The following is an 18790-nucleotide window of genomic DNA, read 5'->3' on the forward strand; positions in this document are numbered from 1 at the left end:
GGGAGAGATGGGGGAGTCTGTAGGGTGGGCACTGCCCACTGGCCGTGATCGAAGTTGAACAGGGTGGGCATCGCCCACGAACGGGCTAGGTAACTTTCAGCGCACCCGCATTGATGTCGGTGATGCCCGTAAGGTTGATGTTGGCGGCGCGGAGCGTGATAGTCGGCGCGGTGAGGGTGATACCGCTGGCATCCACAGTGATGTAGGAAGCGGGGCCGCTGTTAAGCATGACGCCGGGGGCACTCATGGGCGGAACGGGGACATCGCTGATGACCAGGCTGCCTTGACTAACGCTTTGAATGACGACAACCGGCAGGCCGGGCGTGGTTTGAGCCGAAGCTGTAGTGGGTACCTGGGCCGTAGCCGTCGAGTCATCGCCCCACCAGCAGCCCACCCAGATAGGAAAATCCGGGTCGCCCTGCTCAAACTCCACCCACACCCCCGCCCCAATTGGCGGGATAAAGTACATGCCCATTTGCGGCCCAGCCCACGGGAAACAAGGCAGCGCCCACGAAGAAGGAATCAGGCCAACGACGTCGGACACCGTCACCTGCAGCCGACCCAGCCGCAGCGGATCGACATTGTTAGTCACCGTGCCGCGATATTTGCCGTAGAATCGTTCGCCGTTGGTCATGCGGGTACCTGGGAAACAGTAGAAACAAGGCCGTTGCGAGCCAGCTGAAAACTTTGCTTGTAACTTTCACGGGTGAGGGTATGGGTGACGCTAGTGACGTAGTAGAGGCCGTCAAAGGCGGTGCCTGCTCCGCGCACGCCAACCAGCTCTCGTGCTTTGAGGATGCGGCCATAGCGCAGTACGTCTAGGCTGCCAGAGCCAAAGACGGCATCGGATGAGCGAGCCGCTTTAGCCAGGCCAATTAGGGCCGCGCGAACGGGTGAGTATTTAGCCGAATCTGAAATGATCTCAAACCGCTGGGGAATGGGCGGAATCGCGCCTAAAGGTGGATTGAGCGGCGTAATATCTGGAATAGGAATGGGGATCGGCACTTTGCTAGCGGGCTCCTGAACTACCACAATCGGCAACACTTTAGCGCTGCCGTCAAAGCGGAAGCTAAGAGACTCCACATTGCTATAGCTGTCCATATCCACGTTCAGAGCCGGTTGGGGCTGACCTACCTTAATCTCTGGCCCCCAGTAGGCGCGGCTGGTCAGCGGCGCAGGACCAGGATTGAGATAGAAGACATAGCCCACCTCTTCAGCTAGCTGGCGGATATAGGCTAGATCGGTGCCCTGCTGCTGGGGAATGCGATCGGTAGGAATGGGCACGTCTACCAGCACGCTGGGGATCACCAGCGGGATGATGCCAAAGGCGGCATATTTCGCCAGAATTGTCAGCACGCGGGTAAAAGGGGGCATGGCTGGGAAAGGGGTGCCCTGGGGATTGCTAAAGAGCTGGTAGTCCATCACTTCGGTGAGATCTTTCCCCGTGAGGGTGAGCGTCGCCGGGCGATCGCCCACGCCAGGGGAAATCTCCTGATTGGTAATCACTCCGTCCATCAGCACTTCTGGGCTACCGCCAAGCGTGGCAATAATCACCACCCGCAGCAGCGGTATGGTGGCCCCGCCAGAAATTAGAAAAATGGTTTGCAAAGGCGATCGATTGCTCAGTTCAAAGCTGAGCTGAAAACCACTGGCTGCTCGCGCTGCCACCGTCACCGTCACGCCGGTCAGCGCCTCCAAAACGGCTTGGGGCACCGGCACCGGCACCGCTGGCCCTACCATTAGCGTCAGGTACAGCCCTTTAAGCATCAGTTGCCCCCGGAATACCTGCAGGTAGGGTAATTCGCAGCTTACGGCCAACAGGTTCTACAAGCTGATTCGGCTGGAGAATGGCGTTAGCGTCACAGAGCTGCCAGAACTGTTCTGGATCGCCCAGGTACTGAGCGGCGAGGAGATCGGGGCGATCGCCCGCCCGCACCGTATGTTCTTGCAGCAGCGCAAACTGCGCTGGCGGTGGAATGAACCGTCGCCGTAAATAGGCAATTGGATCGCCCTGAGAAGGGGTGTAGGTAGCCACCTCAGTCAGGTGATAACGGCTGGTGGGGGAAAACTGTTCTAGCATCAGGGCAAACCTCCTAGGCCAAAAGCGCCGATCGCGCCGCTGCTCTTTTGGGCTAGCTGCTCTTTTTGACTTAGATAGGTCATAAACAAGCCGCCGCCGTAGCTGCTGAACGGAATGTCATCAATGCTGAGTACCCGCATACCCAAGCTGATTTTGGCCCGCATCGGGTTAAGCGAGGGGTCAAAGGCTTCTTCTGTGACGCTGAAGTCCGTCAGCCGCACTGGCACAATCCGGGTTTTGCTCCAGACGAACAGCGTCAGCGGGGCCAGCATCGGAATAATTTCTAGAGTGCCTGCCTGGGCTAAGCTTTCGTTGGTCTGAAGCTGGCTGCTGGTGGGGTAGACAATCGTTTCTAGGGCGGCGAGCTGAGGATAGATGCCTAGCTCAACTGCATTCGGATTTTGATCGGGAAACTCTAGCTGATCGGCAATGTCAATCTCGGCTTCAAGATTAATTGTTTCAACGGCTGGCCCTTTAAGACGCAGGGCCTGAGAGCGATCGCTGCTGCCAGTTTCTATCCCCTGTACCTGAAGCGTGCGGCTGAGGGTTTCCGGGTTGTATTGCAGGTTAATCACTCGCTGGGGCTGACCGTTGTTGGCATCAACCAGAACAAGTCCTCCTTTTAACAACCGAGGTGAACCGGGAAAAGTCGTCATTTAATACGCCTCCCCTAAACATTACTCAAAACCCCGAAACTCAATGCCGTATTGAATAGGTCTGCCGCACTTAGGAGCGCACTTTTGCAAACAGCCTCAAACTCTAGAGTCCTAGCCGACTGTGAAGGTAGATGGTCAATTGGCTAAGCACCTGTCTCTAACTTGCGAGTCTTGACAGCAAACATCGTATCTTTCTGAAAAATAGCTGCTGTGCTGCGAAACTAAACGAAACCGTAACCTATTGCACCAATCCGTAACGGTCTTTAACCGGATAGCGATCGCCCATCAAAGTACACCAATTTCCTGTTTGGCCTGTCTGTAGCTGAAGGTTTGATTAACCTGGCGTGATGCATAACGACGGGGCAAACCTTTTCGGGCACTCTACAGGACAGCGAGTTTAGCAAAAAGCGGCGCGGCTAGATTGACGGATTTTCTCAAGCAGGTAGGTACCATGATCAAAAAACTTAGGCTTGGACTGAAGTTTTCGCTCATTTTGGGGCTAGTCTTCATCATTAGCTCAGTCCTCAGCGGTCTTTTGCTCTCACGTACGGCCTATGCTAGCGCTCAGGCTCAGGTCACTAATCAAGCCCTGCTGCTGATGGAAACCATGAACTCCGTTCGCAGCTACACTAATAGCCAAATTAATCCGCTCCTCACCGCCAAATACGACGCAGAAACCAACTTTATCTCCGAGACCGTCCCGGCCTACTCGGCCCGCGAAGTTTTTGAAACGGTTCGCACCGCTGGCGGCTATAAAAATTTCCTCTACAAAGAGGCTTCTGACAATCCTACTAATATCCGCGATCGGGCAAATCGCTTTGAACTGAGCCTGCTCGAACGCTTTCGCCAGCAGCCAGAGCTGACTGAAATAGAAGGGCTACGGGGCATGAAGCAAAACGCTCTGTTCTTTGTGGCGCGGCCCATGCAGGTCAATAATGAGAGCTGTTTGGTCTGTCACAGCCAGCCGGATAGAGCGCCTAAAAGTATGGTCGAAAAGTATGGCAGCGAAGGCGGCTTTGACTGGCACTTAAATGAAATTGTGGCGGCTCAAATTATGTATGTGCCTGCCAGCACTATTTTTTCTAGCTATCACCAGCAATTTATTTTGATGATGGCAGCTTTTGTCGGTAGCTCGCTAATTGTCATCCTCCTGATTAACTGGCTGCTGCAGCGCAATGTGGTTCGGCCAATCGTACCGCTAGCTAGGGCAGCGCAAAAGCTCTCGAATGCTCAGATTGATACTGAAGCCAGTGAGATTAAAGAGATTGAAAAGCTCAACAAAGTGACTCAGCGGCAAGACGAAATCGGTCAGCTTGCTAGGCTCTTTCAGGAGATGGTGGAGTCGGTTTGCGGTCGTGAACGGAGCTGGCGCGAAACGCTCAATAAGCTGCATTACGAAACTGATGAGAGCAAACAGCTAGCTATGCTGAAACAGATGACCAGCAATCTCAACAATAAAAACTTACTGGATCGATCGCAAAAACTGCGCGATCGCATTAATAGCCAATCTAATTCGTAAAAGCCTTCGTTTAGCTTCAAAGTTTTGCAGTTTGCACAGAAAAGCGATCGCATTTATTCCAGACGCAGTCACAAAAAAGATTTTAATCCCCGTGAGGGGTTTTGGAGGGTTTCGACTGCCTATATAAAAAGCAATGTCCAGCAGTACTACCTGTTTCAATCCCCGTGAGGGGTTTTGGAGGGTTTCGACATCTTGTTCGCGATCGCCTCGACAATTATCTCCCTGTTTCAATCCCCGTGAGGGGTTTTGGAGGGTTTCGACCCATTTCTCTAGTGTTGCTGGCCTGAAGTTATCAAGGTTTTAATCCCCGTGAGGGGTTTTGGAGGGTTTCGACCCCAAATGCGCCTACCCATCTTGGGGTTGCTGCACTTGTTTCAATCCCCGTGAGGGGTTTTTGGGAGTTTCGACGGCAAACACACTCATTCGGTCATGGTCGAAGTGATGCGTTTCAATCCCCGTGAGGGGTTTTTGGGAGTTTCGACCCTTCAAAGTCTTCTCACTATCGCTACAAAGCCCAGATAGTTTCAATCCCCGTGAGGGGTTTTTGGGAGTTTCGACCGCGATAGTAGTCGAGTCTTTCGTAATCCTCCCAATCTAGTTTCAATCCCCGTGAGGGGTTTTTGGGAGTTTCGACCGGTAGGCCGATGGATAAAGCAAAACAGCAATGTCTTTACGTTTCAATCCCCGTGAGGGGTTTTTGGGAGTTTCGACTAGGAGCCCCACAGAAGATGCTCATCAAAGCAGTGAAGATGATGTTTCAATCCCCGTGAGGGGTTTTTGGGAGTTTCGACGGCGGGGGCTGAAAAAGTAGAGCTGACGCCCATTTCAGACCTCGTTTGCGCGAACCTCCAGAAATTAGATAGAAAAATACGATTTAGGCTCATGAAACAAATTGCCTAAATCGGGGAAAGCATTGAAACATATCAGCTACAGCGATCGCGCGGAACCGCCCAAGCCTCAAAATCGCTCAAACCCAAGACCCGTCGGCCTTTGGCTCAATAATTTATCCACCTAGTTACAAACAGCTCCCCACTCGCGCTACAGCGCTTTCCCATCAAACAGCTCAAACTATTTACTTTTCTAGGTACTAACGCCGCCAAAACTGGCCGCTTTTTGACCAGTCTAGTCATTCCCATCCGTCTTGTCTACCCACTGCCGCAAAAGCAATCAGCTAGAGAGAATTCGACAGGCCAAACCCTGACTGAACGCCAGCTCTACCTACATCGATCGCACCTTAGCCTCACCGTCAATCACCTCACCAATAAGAATTTCATCCGCAACCCCGGCAAAAATCCCGTTTTCTACCACGCCAGGAATATTGTTTAAGGTTTTTTCCAGCTCCGCCGGATGGTCAATGCCGCCCTCAAACTTGACATCAATAATCAGATTGCCGTTGTCAGAAACCACCGGCCCCGCTTTCTTCACCCCCATCCGCAGATCCGGCTGGCCGCCCATCTGCCGAATTGCCCGCATCACCGGCGCCACCGCCATCGGAATCACCTCCACAGGCAGCAAAAACGTCGTGCCCAGCTTATTCGTCAGCTTGCCGCTGTCCACCACCACGATAAACTTCTCCGCCAGAGAATCCACGATTTTCTCCTGGGTGTGGGCCGCCCCGCCCCCCTTAATCAAATTCTTATCGGGATCCACCTCATCCGCGCCGTCAATGGCAACATCAATGTGATCCACTTCGTCTAAGCCCACCAGGGGAATGCCATAGTCGCGGGCCAGCACAATCGCCTGAAATGAAGTGGGAATACCCTTGATATCTTTCAGCTCACCGGACTTGAGACGCTCCCCAATGAACTGAATTGCATAGGCCGTGGTCGATCCCGTTCCCAAGCCCACAATTGAGCCAGACTCCACCTGATTGGCAGCGGCCCGTCCCACTTCCTGCTTCATCAGCTTGACGGCATCAGACATAGTTAAACCTCCGGTAATCTCCCGGTTTCTAGGATGCCGCAAAGTGGCGGTCTTGCATAGCGCTACCGCGCCGTTAAGAATTGTGGGCTTTTCCGCGATCGCCCGTAGCCGTTCGGTATGACGAGAAATGAGTTCACTTTGTCGAGGGATCCTTGTGTTTAGCCGTCGCCGCGTCCTCAACCGCCTCTTTTGTTTTGTGCTGGGATTGGCGATCGCGTTAGGCATAGCCGCCTGTGAGTGGAACAATCTGAGAATGCCTTCGCTACCGGGGCGGCTAGACATTGCTGAATCCTTCCCTACGGTGGAGCCGCTGCCTGACCCCGAACTGCCAGAGTGGATTGAGCAGATCAGTCCCCAAGGCCAAGCCGATTCCCTGGCCCAGATTCGCATTCGCTTTGAGTCAGCGCTGATTCCGGTCGAAAGCTTAGAGAGCACCGAGCAGCGAGACATTCTAGAAAAGTTTGAGCTAACCCCCGCTCTGCCGGGGCAGTTTCGCTTTCTGACGCCGCGAATGGTAGGGTTTCAGGCCGATCAGGCATTGCCTAAAGCCACTCGGATGCGGGTAAAGCTGAAAGCAGGGCTGGCGGACTTGGCCGGACATGAACTCTCCGAAGATTTAGCCTGGACATTTAATACAGAGGAGATTGGGATTACCAACCTGCCCGGATTGGAAGGGCACAGCGGCACCGAAGCCAATCCGCTAGAGCTGACGCCCACCCTAGAAGTGATGTCCAATGTGGAGCTAGACATTGACTCGCTCAAGCGGCACGTCAACTTTTCGCCTGCTGAGAGCGATCGCCGTCTAGCTTTAGAGGTGGCTTTAGTAGAAGACGAGTCGCCTGATTCCCCAGCAACCCAGTTCAACCCTGATAAAACCTGGCTCTACGCCCTGACCCCCCAGCGATCGCTCGACAAAGCCAGCACCTACACCCTGGAATTTGAGCCGGGAATCAAGCCAGTACGGGGCAACCTGCCCAGCGACGAAAGCTTTGAGAGCGAAGTTGTCACCTACGCACCCCTGGCCTTTGAGGGCATTGAACAAATTGGGGCCGGGGGAGCCGGGGGAGCCTACGGTCGCTTTGAAAACGGCCTGCCCCAGCTCCGGTTCAATAACGGCCTTGTGGCAGAAACCGCCGTCGAGCATGTCAGTATCAGCCCCCCAGCGAAAGCCGAACCCCAGCTGGTGCGGGCCTATGACGGCGATCGCCTCATCAGCCTTAACCCCTGGGCCTTAGAACCCGCCACTCAGTACACCTTGACCCTGGGCGCAGACCTAGCGGATCAGTTCGGCCAAACTCTGGGAGAGCCGGTCACAGTGGAGTATGCCACCGCTGATCTAGCCGCCGATTTGTGGGCACCGTCAGACCTGCATATCTTTCCGGCCAGCCAGGATTTGCAGCTCAATGTCTCCACGGTTAACTTGCCTCAGAGCAGCTACCGAGCTGCGTTTCAGACGGTTCAGCCCACCGATCTGATTTTTGCCGAGTCGGCCTATCCGCGCGACGAAGGCCGCGATTTGCTACCGCCACCGGAAACCTGGGACACCGTTGCCGTAGAAGCGGCTAAAAACGAAATTACCGAAACTGCTATTCCGCTGCGGGAGCGGCTCGGCGGCACCACCGGGCTGCTGGCCTACGGTGTCCAAGCCCGCACGACTGCCTACGAAGAAGACGGTCAGCAGCAGTGGCGCGAACCCAGCTTTTATGGGCTGGTGCAGCTCACCAACTTGGGCGCTTTTGCCCAGTGGTTCCCAGAAGCAGGGCTAATCCGGGTGCACCATCTCTCAGACGGCGCGGTGGTACCCTCGGCCCAGGTGGAGGTCTATCGCTCTCAGCTAGAGGGCAGCAGCGGCAGCACTCAGCCCTGCGCCGTCGGCCAAACAGACGAAAACGGCACGCTGCGGCTGGAAAATGTGTCCTTACAGGCTTGTCACGCGGGCACAGACAGCTTCACTGAGCCGCCCGAACTGCTGGTCGTTGCCAGAGAAGGCACAGACTGGGCTTTTGTGCGATCGCAGCCCTACAGCGGCAGCTATGGCTACGGCCTCTACGCCGACTGGGAAAGCCAGGAACCGCGATCGCGGGGCACCATCTTCTCTGATCGCCAGCTCTATCAGCCGGGGGAAACCGCCTGGCTGACGGGAGCGGCCTACTACCTGCAGGACGGAGCGCTCAAGCAGGACAAAAATGTGGCCTACACGGTAACGCTGCAGGATCCCAATGGCAGCAAATTTGATCTAGGCACCCAGACAACCAATGAGTTTGGCACCTTCTCGCTGGAATGGAAGCTAGGCCCGGATCAGCCCCTAGGCTACTACTCCGTCAGCGCTAAAGCCGACAGCGGTGCTGAAATTTTGGGTGAATTCAGAGTCGCTGAGTTCAAGCCGCCCAATTTTAAGGTGGACTTAACTCTGGCAGCAGAGACAGCCACTGCCGGCGAGACGATTGCGGCTCAAGTCCAAAGCAACTATCTCTTCGGCCCGCCAGTGCAGGAAGGCCAGATAGAATACTACGTCACCCGTCGCCCTGCCGATTTTACGCCAGCAGGCTGGCAAGGCTTTAGCTTTGGTCGCCGCTGGGACTGGCCGGAGGAAGAACCGACAGTGCCTTCAGATGTGCGCCAGGAAAGCCAGGTGCTGAGTTCTGAGGGCAGCAGCGATCTCACGGTGAGCGTCAGCGAAGACTTACCCTACGCCATGACCTACCGGGTAGACGCCGAAGTGGTAGACGCCTCCAATCTCTCCGTCACCAATTCGCAAACCTTTACGGCCCTGCCCAGCGATCGCCTAATTGGCCTCAAAACCGACTTTGTGGCCCAGGCCGAAGATCCGCTTGAAGTCAGCGTCGTGGTCAGCGATCCGCAGGGCAATGCGATCGGGGGAGAGTCGGTGCGGCTGGAGCTGCAAAAGGTGACCTACAGCAGCGTAGTGCAGGTGGTAGAAGGTAGCCGCCTATCGCAAAATCAGGTGGAGTATGAAACAGTGGCAACTGCGTCAGTGCGATCGCGCTCAGCCCCTCGTACCGTCACCCTGACGCCACCAGAATCTGGCACCTACCGCCTGCGGGCCAACTTTACCAACAGCCAGGATGAGCGCACCGCCACCGATGCTCGCTTCTGGGCCACCGGGGCTGAACCTGTCTACTGGGGCGGACGCTACCGCAACAACCGCCTAGAGCTACAGCTCGACCAGGAAAGCTATCAGCCGGGAGAAACCGCTACCGTCCTAATCCAGTCTCCCTACGAGCAAGCCGAGCTGTATTTTTCAGTGATTCGCCATGACACCCTTTACCAGCAGATTGTGCCCGTCACAGGCAGCGCCCCCCAGATTCAGTTCACCGTCACCCCGGACATGCTGCCTAATGCGGCAGTGGAAGCGGTCCTGGTGCGCCAAGGAGAACCGCTAGAGGCGATTGAACCCAACAGCCTAGACAGCTTAGTCAGTATTGGCTTTACCCCTTTCAACACCAGCTTAGAAAATCAGTACCTCACCGCCGAGATCACAGCTCAGGCCGACACTCTCCAGCCCGCCGCCGAGCAAACCCTCCAGCTCAGCCTGCAGGATAGCCAAAACCGCCCGGTACGGGGCCAGTTCACGGTGATGGTGGTGAATGAGGCGGTGCTGCAGCTCAGCGGCTACCGTCCGCCAGACCTGGTGGAAACAGTTTACGCTGAGCAGCCCATTTCCATGCGCTTTGTAGACAATCGCCCGGACGTGGTGTTAGTGCCCTTTGCTTCCCCCATTGCTAAGGGCTGGGGCTATGGCGGCGGCCTCTCTGGCGGTGCGGCCAATACGCGGCTGCGACGCCAGTTCCGGCCCCTGGCTTATTACAACGGTTCTGTCATTACCAACGAGCAGGGACAGGCTGAAGTCACCTTTGCCCTACCCGATGACCTCACCACCTGGCGGGTAATGGTAGTCGCCACCGACGGCGATTTGCGCTTCGGCAACGCTGAAACTACGTTCGTCACCACCCAGCCCCTAGTCACCAATCCGGTGCTGCCCCAGTTTGTCCGCGTCGGCGATCGCTTTCAGGCAGGTCTGGCCGCCACTAACAACACCGACAGCGCCGAACGGCTGACCCTCGCCGGTGATCTCAGTCCGGGGCTTGCCTTTGTATCAGGCGACGGCACCCGCCAAACCCGCCTCGATCAAGAAACCGCAGCCTATCGGTTTGAAATGGTGGCGCAGCAGCCCGGCACTGCTGAGGTTCAGTTTCGTAGCCAGTTGGGAGACGTGGGAGACGCTTTTGAAGTGACGTTTCCGGTAGAGCCGCTGGCGGTGACCGAGCAGGTGGTAAAAACCGGGGTGACTAAAGACAGCGTTACGATGCCGCTGCGTATAGCTGAGGACGTGATCCCGGATACAGGTGGACTCGATGTCACCTTAGCCAGCACCCTAATTGCTAATTTGCAGGCACCGGCAAAGTCGGTCTTTGAAACCACCTGGCCCAATCTAGAAACGGCGGCCAGTCGCTTAGCGATCGCCGCTAACCTGCACGTACTCAACCAGCAGTATGGCCAAACCTTTGCGGGGCTAGATCCGTTGGCCCAGGTTACCCAGGCGATCGCCCAAATTGAGGAACTGCAGCAGCCCGATGGCGGCTTTGCCAACTGGCCGGGAGCAGCGCGTTCAGATGCCTTCACCACGACTTGGGCCGCACAGGCGATCGCTCAGGCCACCCAGGCCGGGTTCGAGATTGACGCCAACCTCACCAATCGGCTCAAAGGCTACCTCGACAAGCTGTTAGCCAATCCGGGGCAGTACGATTTCTGTCAGTCAGACCTGTGTAAGCGACAGCTCAGGTTAGAGGCGCTGCTGGCGCTGGAGGCACTGGGCGATCGCCGCAATCAGTTCCTGGCTGATCTCTACGAGAACCGCGAGCAGTTCGATGAGGTAGATTTGATTCGTCTCGCTCGTTACCTATCCCAGTTCCCCGACTGGCAGCCCCAGGCTGATGCGCTTGCCAGCCAGATACAAGAAACTGTCTACGAAACCGGGCGCAGCGCGACGGTCAACCTGCCAGAGCAGTGGCGCTGGTTTAGCTCCACCACGACGGCCCAGGCCCAGGCGCTACAGCTTTTTATCACCCGCAATGCCAGCCCAGAAATTCTCAGCCGCTTTGTGGAGGGGCTGCTGGCCCTGCGGCGGCAGGGTACCTGGCAGACCCCCTACGATAATGCTCAAGCCCTGACGGCCCTGGTGGACTACGCCCAGCTGCAACCGACGCCGCCTAACTTTGAGGCGACTGTGCGGCTAGATCAAAACACCCTCGCCACTGAGCAGTTCACGGGCTACGAAGATCCCACGGCTCAGATTGTAGTGCCCATGACCGAACTGCCTCAGGGAGCCTCCAACCTTACCCTGCAAAAGTCCGGTGAGGGTTCACTGCATTATGTAGCTGCCTATCGCTATCGCCTAGCCGGAATGCCCCCCGGACAACTCAGCGGGCTGCGGGTGACGCGGACGGTACACCCGGTGAATCAAGCAGAGGTGCTGTATGAGCTAGGACTGCGATCGCCCGACAATCCCTTAACGCTTGAAGCGGGTCAGGTCTTTGACATTGGCCTGGAAATTATCAGCGACCATCCGGTCAACCACGTCCTCATCACCGATCCGCTGCCGGGAGGCTTAGAACCGATTGACACCAGCTTCCAAACCGCTACCCCCTACTATCAGGCCCAGCAGGATAGCTGGCAAATTGGCTATCAAACGCTTTACCGCGATCGCGTTTTGGCCTATGGCGATCATCTAGAAGCAGGAGTCTATGGTCTGCATTACTTGGTGCGATCGGTGACGCCGGGGACGTTCCTTTGGCCAGGGTCAGAGGTGCGTTTGCAGTATGCGCCGGAAGAGTTTGGCCGCGCCGCAGCGGCGGAAGTGCGGATAGAGGAGTAAAACCTCAGTAGCCGCGCCTTGAGTCGTAGCCAAACTCGGCTAGAATTTCGTCGGTATCCTGAAGCATCCATAGATCAAGCAAAACGTAGGATGGGCAAAGGGCCTAGCCCGTGCCCATCAAGGTTTATCTTCTGAAATATTTATCTGTCGCCTAAAAGAATTCGCCATAATGAAGCAAATCGTTATGGCGGAGTAGGGATAGCGTGATGCAGTGGCAAAGATGGCAAAAGCGATACCTCAGCAGCTTATTTGCTTTGTCTTTAGTAATTACGATCGCTTTTAGTTCAATCATTCCTATTTGGTCGCAAACATCACCTCCAACACAAGATAGTCTGATTGCTGAAATTGAAGCGACAGCAGAGCGCCATGCCAAGACTAACAGTCCCATGCAGACACGGCATGTTGTTGAGCTATATGCGGAAGATGCTAGTCAGGTTGGTCTCTCAAACCGCAAAATTGCTGCATTCTATGAAACAGCCTATATCAAGTTTCAATCATCTCAGAGACCTGATCCATGGAAAACTTTTAGGCCACAGGCTGGCTGGACTGTAGCGACAATTTTGTTTGTCTTACTAGCTTTTCGAGATGCGCTCAAAGATTGGATTAAGACTAATAGCAAGCGCTTAGAAGATTGGATTTATAACCAGTTCGCCGGCAGTAAGCTCTTTCAGGCTCAGGCCCTCGAACGCTATCGCCAAGCTTTGGTTGAAAAGCATCAGCGGCTCAAGATTCCCTTCCGGCCTAATCGCCCACTGGAAGTTCAGGAGGTGTTTGTCCCACTGAAGGTAGCAGATTCGGCTAATTCTACCGACCAAATCGATGCCTATTGTGCATTAGCTGAAAATCGACGGTTGATGATTAAAGGACAACCGGGTTCTGGTAAAACCATGTTCATAAAACACATTGTCTTTACTTACGGTCGAGAACAGTTCAACGTCGCGTCTGAGTGTCCAACTCCAATTCTGCTAGAACTGCACCGTCTCAGTAATCCAGAGCTAACCCAAGAGGGACTGATCAACGAAATAATTGCTGCATTTGGTCGATATGACTTCCCCAAAGCGGAGCGTTTCGTGCAGCAAAGCCTGAAGCAGGGCAAACTTATGCTCTTACTAGACGGGTTAGATGAGGTCAATAGCAGTGTTCGTCAGCAAGTTGTTAAGCAAATTCAAAATCTACTAGATATCTATGGTCAGTGCCGAGCTGTGATCACCTGCCGTACAGCGGTTTATAACGGTGAGTTTGATCAGCTTGCGAATCAAACGTTGGAGGTAGTTGAGTTTAGTGATCAACAGATTCGTCGCTTTTTGGAAGCATGGAAAGAACAAATGCCTGCGAACAAATCGGTTGATCATCTCATGCAAACGCTACGCGATCGTCCTCGCATCATGGCATTGACCCGTAATCCGTTGGTGCTAACAATTGTTGCTTATCTCCATACTGATACAGCTTTCATACTGCCTCACTCACGCGCCGAGTTCTATCAGCAATCTACTCAGATTCTACTGGATCAGTGGCGAGGAGAATTTAATCGGTATAAAGCTACCAGTAAGCGCCGAGTATTGCAACACTTAGCTCTTTATGCTCAAGACAATGCGGATCGGCAACAAAAAGATCGTCGTAGTCTTGGCCATTTTGATGTTATAGCTCAAATTAAACAGCTTTTACCCAACATTAACCTTGATGCAGAAGAAGATACTGAACCTATCTTAACTGAGATCATTGAAAGAAGTGGGCTACTACTCAAAATCGATGGTGGTGAGCGTTACCAGTTTGCTCATTTGACCATTCAAGAATACTTTTCGGCTACTGCCCTAGTGGAAGACTCAATGGGATTAGTTCAGCGCTGGGAAGACGATCCTAACATGTGGAGAGAGACAGCCAAACTTTGGTGTGGCCTGTCTAATGATAGTACTAATCTTATTCAGACAATTGCCAAGAAAGATAAGCTAACTGCTTTTGAATGTTTAGCAGATACTCAACAAATTGATCTAGCTGTAGCTACTGATTTAATTAATCGTTTTCAAAATAATTTTAAAAGCAAGCTTAGTCAAGATACATTAAAAGCTTTTGGCACCGTTGCTGCTGATACTCGCCCCAGAGGACAAGACGTTTTTGATTTTTTAAAAAATGTATTAGAAACCAATCAAGATATTGAGCATAGATTAGCTGCTGCCAAGGCACTCTCTTTTACAAATTTGCCTAATGCTGCTGAGGTTTTAGCAACATATTTGACGCCAGAAGTTATTGGAAAGCAGATCATAAGAATGGGGGATGTAGCGGTTCCTGTTTTAGGAAAAACAATTGAGAAGCCAAATGCTAATCGTCATCTTGCAGTTGATTACTTAATTAAAATTGCTACCCCAGAAGCTGCTTGTAAACTAGTCCCCTTAATGTGGGACGAGAACAACGACGTTGTTGTTCAAGCAGCCTGGGGCTTAGCAAGTTTAATACCTTTGCCGGGTGTTGAAGATGCACTAAAGCAGATTAACATTGAACCAAAATATTCAAAAGAAAATATACTTGGTTGGCTTTTAGATCCTTTTGATGAAACTACTAATTCTCTTGTCATTATTTACGGAAGAATTGGCTATATCATTACCTATTTGATTGAACTGCCAAGGCTCCAGAGTCAGCGACCAATATTACTTGATCCTCGTATTGTGATCTCTTGTTGTGGAGTTGAACTAGCAGAGCAGATTACAATCTCTGAGGATTGGGATCCAGGTTATATTGATGCTCTCTTAGCTATAACAGATGAAACTTCTGAGTGGCAAGACAAGGCGCAAAATTTGGTTGAAAATATAAGCACTTCAAATAACTTTAGTTCTCGATGGTTATTTCTCTTGAAGGGATTACCCTTAAAATTACAGTTGGGATTACTAAAATGCTTCATGGAAGCAACCCATAAACCAACAGTTTTCAATTGGCAAAACCTTTTTAATGTCGTGAATTACAACTTTCAATCTGGAAAAAGCTACTTTAATGTGTTGCTGATTTCAGGCTCTTTGTCTGCTATTGCTATTGGTCAAATGTTCTTTTTGATCAATCAAAATATTAAAGAGTGGTGGAACGGAGCTATTTTTCTTGGTATTTATATTTTATTGATTTTCTGGCTAAGTTTATATCAAAACGAAGAGCAGAGGTTTGATGCATCACTCTTTGAGAAATTTGGACTATGGGGAGCAACTACATTTTGGATACAAATACGTCAGTTGCTTTTTAATAGAGTTGCTTGGCCAGAAATATTTTATGTTTTCCAAGCTGTAACTATAGCTGGGACTACAGCTGGAATAGCAGCTATAGCTATGGCTGTGGCTGGGGCTAAAGGATGGACAATAGCAGTGACTGGCACGTTTGCAATGGCCGGAGCGGGGGCATGGGCGGGGGCATGGGCGGGATTTAGAGCTGTTCTCTTATCTGGAGTTGTAGCCTTGGCTGGAGCATGGGCATGGACTGGGGCGTGGGCAATAGCATGGGTATGGACGGTAGTTGTTGCATGGGCCGGAGCATGGGCATGGAGCGGGGCATGGACTGTAGCTATGGCTGTAGCTGGAGGTGTGGCTGTAGCTGTAGCTGTAGCTATGGTTGTAACAATAACTTGGGTATGGACTGCAGGGATATTTGGGGCTTTAGCTGGGGCAGCAGCAGGGTGCTTCTCAATAGCTAGCGTTTTGTCTGGAGTTGCTTTAGGTGCTTGGTATAGAACAAACAAAACTATAGATAAACGCCACTTTTTAGCTGTTTTTGCCTTTCCTTGGTTTTGTGCTGCACCAATTGTTTTAGTCTTTTCCACTCTAGGATTGCACAATCTTTTTACTTGGCCTCAGACTTTAGCTATTCAAGCTGTCCTATTAGGTACCTGCTGCCTTCTTTGGTGGAACGGTCAGCGCCGCCACCGCCAAGCGCAAAATCCTCTGCAAGGCGGCATCATTGAAGAAACGCTGCGGCAATATAAGCGCACATAACACGACATTTTAGAAGTTCAAGGCAGCGAATAGGGCAATCGCACCTTTTTTGCCAACCCAGCCCCCGATCGGCCAGCTTTAACAGCCAAGTTTATGATGGGCACGCTTTGCTTTGCCCATCCTACGCGATCGCTTCACACTTACCGGGTATTCATAATCTATGGAATACCGACGCTACTATCAACCTGGCGGCACCTACTTCTTTACCGTTGTCACTCAGAATCGACAACGGCTGCTAATTGAACACATCGATCGCCTACGAACAGCTTTTTGGCATGGCATGCAACGCTATCCATTTACCATTGAAGGCATTGTTGTTCTACCGGATCATCTGCACACTATTTGGCAGTTGCCGGACAAAGATGACAATTTTTCGATTCGCTGGATGGTGATTAAACGTAAATTTTCCGCTGGCTTTCAAACAGAATTTGTTAGCGCATCAAAACAAGCGAAGCGAGAGAAAGGCATTTGGCAGCGGCGATTTTGGGAGCACCGTATTCGTAATGCGGAAGATTGGCGACGGCACCTGGATTATATTCATTACAATCCGGTTAAGCATGGGTATTGTTCAATCCCTGCAGCATGGCCTTACAGCTCTTTTCATCGCGCAGTCAAGCAAGGTTTGTACAACGTGGATTGGGGTGGAGGGCACTATTAAATTGATGGGATGAGCATGGGCCGAAATCTATTGTTTAATCCTTTGATGGGCATTTTTGGATGGGCACGCTTTGCTTTGCCCATCCTACGCCGCTACGCCGCTGACTGGGGCGTCAAGGGAGGGGCTAATTTTTGTAGTGGGGAGCGTCAGGCGATTTTTGCGGGTTTTTGCCGTAGATCAAGCACAACGTAGGATGGGCAAAGGGCCTAGCCCGTGCCCATCAAGATATATTGCCAAGTTTATGATGGGCACGCTTTGCTTTGCCTATCCTACGCCGCTGTACCCACGGTTGACTGCGATCGCCCGATCGCCTATATTCATCCATTAAGCTGCAACGGTTCAAACGTTACGGCTTGTTCACATTCAGGACTCAAAAACCTAGCGGCCCCTGAAGGTGCGGACACACCAACAGGAGCCTAAACCCCCAAACTACGAGGCAGTTCGGGATGGTCTAGGGGTGATTTTAACCTTTAGCCACCTCGCTTTGCGCTGCAATGTCACGGGGTTGGCTAAGTTTTTGGTTCTGGATTGCCGGAAGTCAGAACGGAAGCGACGAAAGGGTAGGTAGCCAAGTGCGCCTACTCCAACAGTCATTCTCCCCACTTCTGACTTCCCATCCAGTCCCACCCAAACAAGGAAAATCACCATGTTTCAATCCAGCGATCGCTCCGCCGAGCCGATTACAGTAGCTGCTGCCGACGAATCGGGTCGCCGCGAATCTGTGCGGCACATGCTCCTCGGTTCTGATGATGCCGTTCTCGCCGAGATCAAGAACCTGCACAAACGCGGTCATTCCGAACCCAACGACTGGAGCAAACTGCTCCCCACCGGACGCCCCGGCGAAGTCATGGCGATTTTAACCCGCCGCCTCTGGCTGTAGCTTTCAGCCTAAACAGACATAAAATAGGGCGGACAAAGGAGCTAGCCCTTTGCCCGCCCTACGCTCAGATTTTAGGTTTACTCAAAGAAGATAGGCAGATTGTAAGCTACGCCCAAAATCAAGCCTGCCGAGAAATCATCCGTAATCCGGAAATTGGCCTGACTGTTGAAGGTAAACTGCCGCGAGAGAGGTACATCTAAGCCGCCGTTGAGCAGCAGACCCGTATCCCCATCAAAGGCAATGTCAACCCCGGCACCGATAAAAGGAGCCACCGTAAAGCGGTTCTTCTGTACGGGTCGGAGGTTATAGGTGAGCGGCACTGCGAGAGACGTATCGTTTTCACTGACCAGCAGGGAAGGACGCAGGGCAAAGCGGGGGCCGAGAGAAATCTTGCTGATAGCGGCAAAGGCAAAATCACCCACAGCAGAAGCATCATCATCACCAACGCCAATATTACCGCCGATTCCCAAATAGAAGGGGGCGATACCTCGGTAGAAAGGACGGGTTCCCTGAGCAATAGTTTGAGACGTTTCAATCGGTTTGGCTTCAGCCTCAGCCTGATCAACTAAAGCAATTTCTGCCTCAGAAGCATTGAGCAGAGTTGTGGCAGAAGTTGAAATTGACTCGTCAGTAATCTCAGCAAAAACAGGGGTTGTTTCAGCAACTTCAGTCTCTGTCAGCTCAGATTCTGCTGCTACCACCGCATCGGTTAGCTCAACCTCAGTAGCCAAAGGTTCTACAACAGTTTCTGCGGCATCAGCGACTTGCTCATCTAGTTGGGCCGTAGCCTCAGCCGCCGTCTCGGCTTCGCTAGATTCGACAGCGACATCAGCGGCGATCGCCTGAGCCATCAGCCCTTCCGTCTCAACCACTTCTGCTGCAGAGGCAGCCTGAACATCTACCTGTTCGGCCATCACCGCAGCTTGAACAGGCAAACCAGCGGCGATCGCCGCCATAGAAACCATTCCCGTTAGCAAAGAAATTCGTTGCATAGAAGCCATTTGTTCGTTCACTCCTCAAAAAAGTCGTTTGCAATCACTCAACACCAAAGGCAAAAGCACTAGATTATCTCTAGTCCAGATTTACTCAAAGCAGGTCAGACAGAGTGTTTAACCTGCTGCAGTAAAAATAGAGAATTGTCAGCGATTCTACCACTTCCTCCCAGAATCGGAAGGTATACAATCATGCGATCGCGCTGCAAAGCTGTAGCTAG

General features: G+C 52.6%; 11 protein-coding genes and 1 CRISPR repeat array. Of the genes, 5 read left to right on the top strand and 6 right to left on the bottom strand.

The window, feature by feature from the left end:
• Positions 1 to 85: 85 nt before the first annotated feature.
• The 4 genes from QJQ48_RS11995 to QJQ48_RS12010 are packed head-to-tail and all read right to left on the bottom strand — an operon-like array spanning position 86 to position 2736.
• Positions 86 to 634 carry a phage baseplate assembly protein V gene (locus QJQ48_RS11995; protein WP_346291467.1) on the bottom strand — a complete coding sequence of 183 codons (549 nt, stop codon included), beginning with the start codon at positions 632 to 634 and terminating at the stop codon, positions 86 to 88.
• Positions 631 to 1767, bottom strand: coding sequence for a hypothetical protein (locus QJQ48_RS12000; protein ID WP_346291468.1), 1137 nt, complete (start codon positions 1765 to 1767; stop codon positions 631 to 633). The genes QJQ48_RS11995 and QJQ48_RS12000 overlap by 4 nt, the downstream gene beginning before the upstream one ends.
• Positions 1760 to 2080: a LysM peptidoglycan-binding domain-containing protein gene (locus tag QJQ48_RS12005; RefSeq protein WP_346291469.1), complete on the bottom strand. Its 321-nt coding sequence runs from the start codon at positions 2078 to 2080 to the stop codon at positions 1760 to 1762. Before QJQ48_RS12005 ends, QJQ48_RS12000 begins: the two co-directional genes overlap by 8 nt.
• Entirely contained in the window at positions 2080 to 2736 is a 657-nt protein-coding gene (locus QJQ48_RS12010) for a hypothetical protein (protein ID WP_346291470.1), read from the bottom strand. The genes QJQ48_RS12005 and QJQ48_RS12010 overlap by 1 nt, the downstream gene beginning before the upstream one ends.
• Before the next feature lie 451 nt (positions 2737 to 3187).
• On the opposite strand from QJQ48_RS12010, the gene QJQ48_RS12015 reads away from it, so the two are divergent.
• Entirely contained in the window at positions 3188 to 4255 is a 1068-nt protein-coding gene (locus tag QJQ48_RS12015; protein WP_346291471.1) for a c-type heme family protein, read from the top strand.
• 79 nt (positions 4256 to 4334) lie between these two features.
• A CRISPR array of direct repeats spans positions 4335 to 5046; the repeat unit is 37 nt; unit sequence GTTTCAATCCCCGTGAGGGGTTTTTGGGAGTTTCGAC.
• A 427-nt stretch (positions 5047 to 5473) separates the two neighbouring features.
• Here the strand turns inward: QJQ48_RS12015 and rpiA are convergent.
• Positions 5474 to 6178 (bottom strand): ribose-5-phosphate isomerase RpiA, encoded by a 705-nt coding sequence (gene rpiA / locus QJQ48_RS12020; protein WP_346291549.1) that lies wholly within the window; start codon positions 6176 to 6178, stop codon positions 5474 to 5476.
• Between the two features lie 253 nt (positions 6179 to 6431).
• Here rpiA and QJQ48_RS12025 point away from each other — a divergent pair, with 253 nt between their 5' ends.
• The 4 genes from QJQ48_RS12025 (at position 6432) to QJQ48_RS12040 (ending at position 17577) form a co-directional block, all read left to right on the top strand.
• A complete protein-coding gene (locus QJQ48_RS12025) occupies positions 6432 to 12074 on the top strand; it encodes an alpha-2-macroglobulin family protein (protein ID WP_346291472.1) in 5643 nt (1880 codons plus the stop codon).
• Between the two features lie 206 nt (positions 12075 to 12280).
• A complete protein-coding gene (locus QJQ48_RS12030) occupies positions 12281 to 16039 on the top strand; it encodes an NACHT domain-containing protein (protein ID WP_346291473.1) in 3759 nt (1252 codons plus the stop codon).
• Positions 16040 to 16199: 160 nt separating this feature from the next.
• Positions 16200 to 16697 carry an REP-associated tyrosine transposase gene (locus QJQ48_RS12035; protein ID WP_346291474.1) on the top strand — a complete coding sequence of 166 codons (498 nt, stop codon included), beginning with the start codon at positions 16200 to 16202 and terminating at the stop codon, positions 16695 to 16697.
• A 646-nt stretch (positions 16698 to 17343) separates the two neighbouring features.
• Complete coding sequence (locus tag QJQ48_RS12040; protein ID WP_346291475.1) at positions 17344 to 17577, top strand: hypothetical protein; 234 nt, start codon at positions 17344 to 17346, stop codon at positions 17575 to 17577.
• 77 nt (positions 17578 to 17654) lie between these two features.
• On the opposite strand, the gene QJQ48_RS12045 is transcribed toward QJQ48_RS12040, so the two are convergent.
• Positions 17655 to 18578, bottom strand: coding sequence for a hypothetical protein (locus tag QJQ48_RS12045; RefSeq protein WP_346291476.1), 924 nt, complete (start codon positions 18576 to 18578; stop codon positions 17655 to 17657).
• Positions 18579 to 18790 lie beyond the last annotated feature (212 nt).

Source organism: Sphaerothrix gracilis Ecp01, from assembly GCF_030405905.1.
Classification (GTDB): Bacteria; Cyanobacteriota; Cyanobacteriia; order Phormidesmidales; family Phormidesmidaceae; genus Sphaerothrix; species Sphaerothrix gracilis.

Bases quoted from the DNA above. Each gene is read 5' to 3' on its own strand.
- QJQ48_RS11995 (WP_346291467.1), bottom strand. From the start codon at position 634: ATGACCAACGGCGAACGATTCTACGGCAAATATCGCGGCACGGTGACT.
- QJQ48_RS12000 (WP_346291468.1), bottom strand. From the start codon at position 1,767: ATGCTTAAAGGGCTGTACCTGACGCTAATGGTAGGGCCAGCGGTGCCG.
- QJQ48_RS12005 (WP_346291469.1), bottom strand. From the start codon at position 2,080: ATGCTAGAACAGTTTTCCCCCACCAGCCGTTATCACCTGACTGAGGTG.
- QJQ48_RS12010 (WP_346291470.1), bottom strand. From the start codon at position 2,736: ATGACGACTTTTCCCGGTTCACCTCGGTTGTTAAAAGGAGGACTTGTT.
- QJQ48_RS12015 (WP_346291471.1), top strand. From the start codon at position 3,188: ATGATCAAAAAACTTAGGCTTGGACTGAAGTTTTCGCTCATTTTGGGG.
- rpiA (WP_346291549.1), bottom strand. From the start codon at position 6,178: ATGTCTGATGCCGTCAAGCTGATGAAGCAGGAAGTGGGACGGGCCGCT.
- QJQ48_RS12025 (WP_346291472.1), top strand. From the start codon at position 6,432: ATGCCTTCGCTACCGGGGCGGCTAGACATTGCTGAATCCTTCCCTACG.
- QJQ48_RS12030 (WP_346291473.1), top strand. From the start codon at position 12,281: ATGCAGTGGCAAAGATGGCAAAAGCGATACCTCAGCAGCTTATTTGCT.
- QJQ48_RS12035 (WP_346291474.1), top strand. From the start codon at position 16,200: ATGGAATACCGACGCTACTATCAACCTGGCGGCACCTACTTCTTTACC.
- QJQ48_RS12040 (WP_346291475.1), top strand. From the start codon at position 17,344: ATGTTTCAATCCAGCGATCGCTCCGCCGAGCCGATTACAGTAGCTGCT.
- QJQ48_RS12045 (WP_346291476.1), bottom strand. From the start codon at position 18,578: ATGGCTTCTATGCAACGAATTTCTTTGCTAACGGGAATGGTTTCTATG.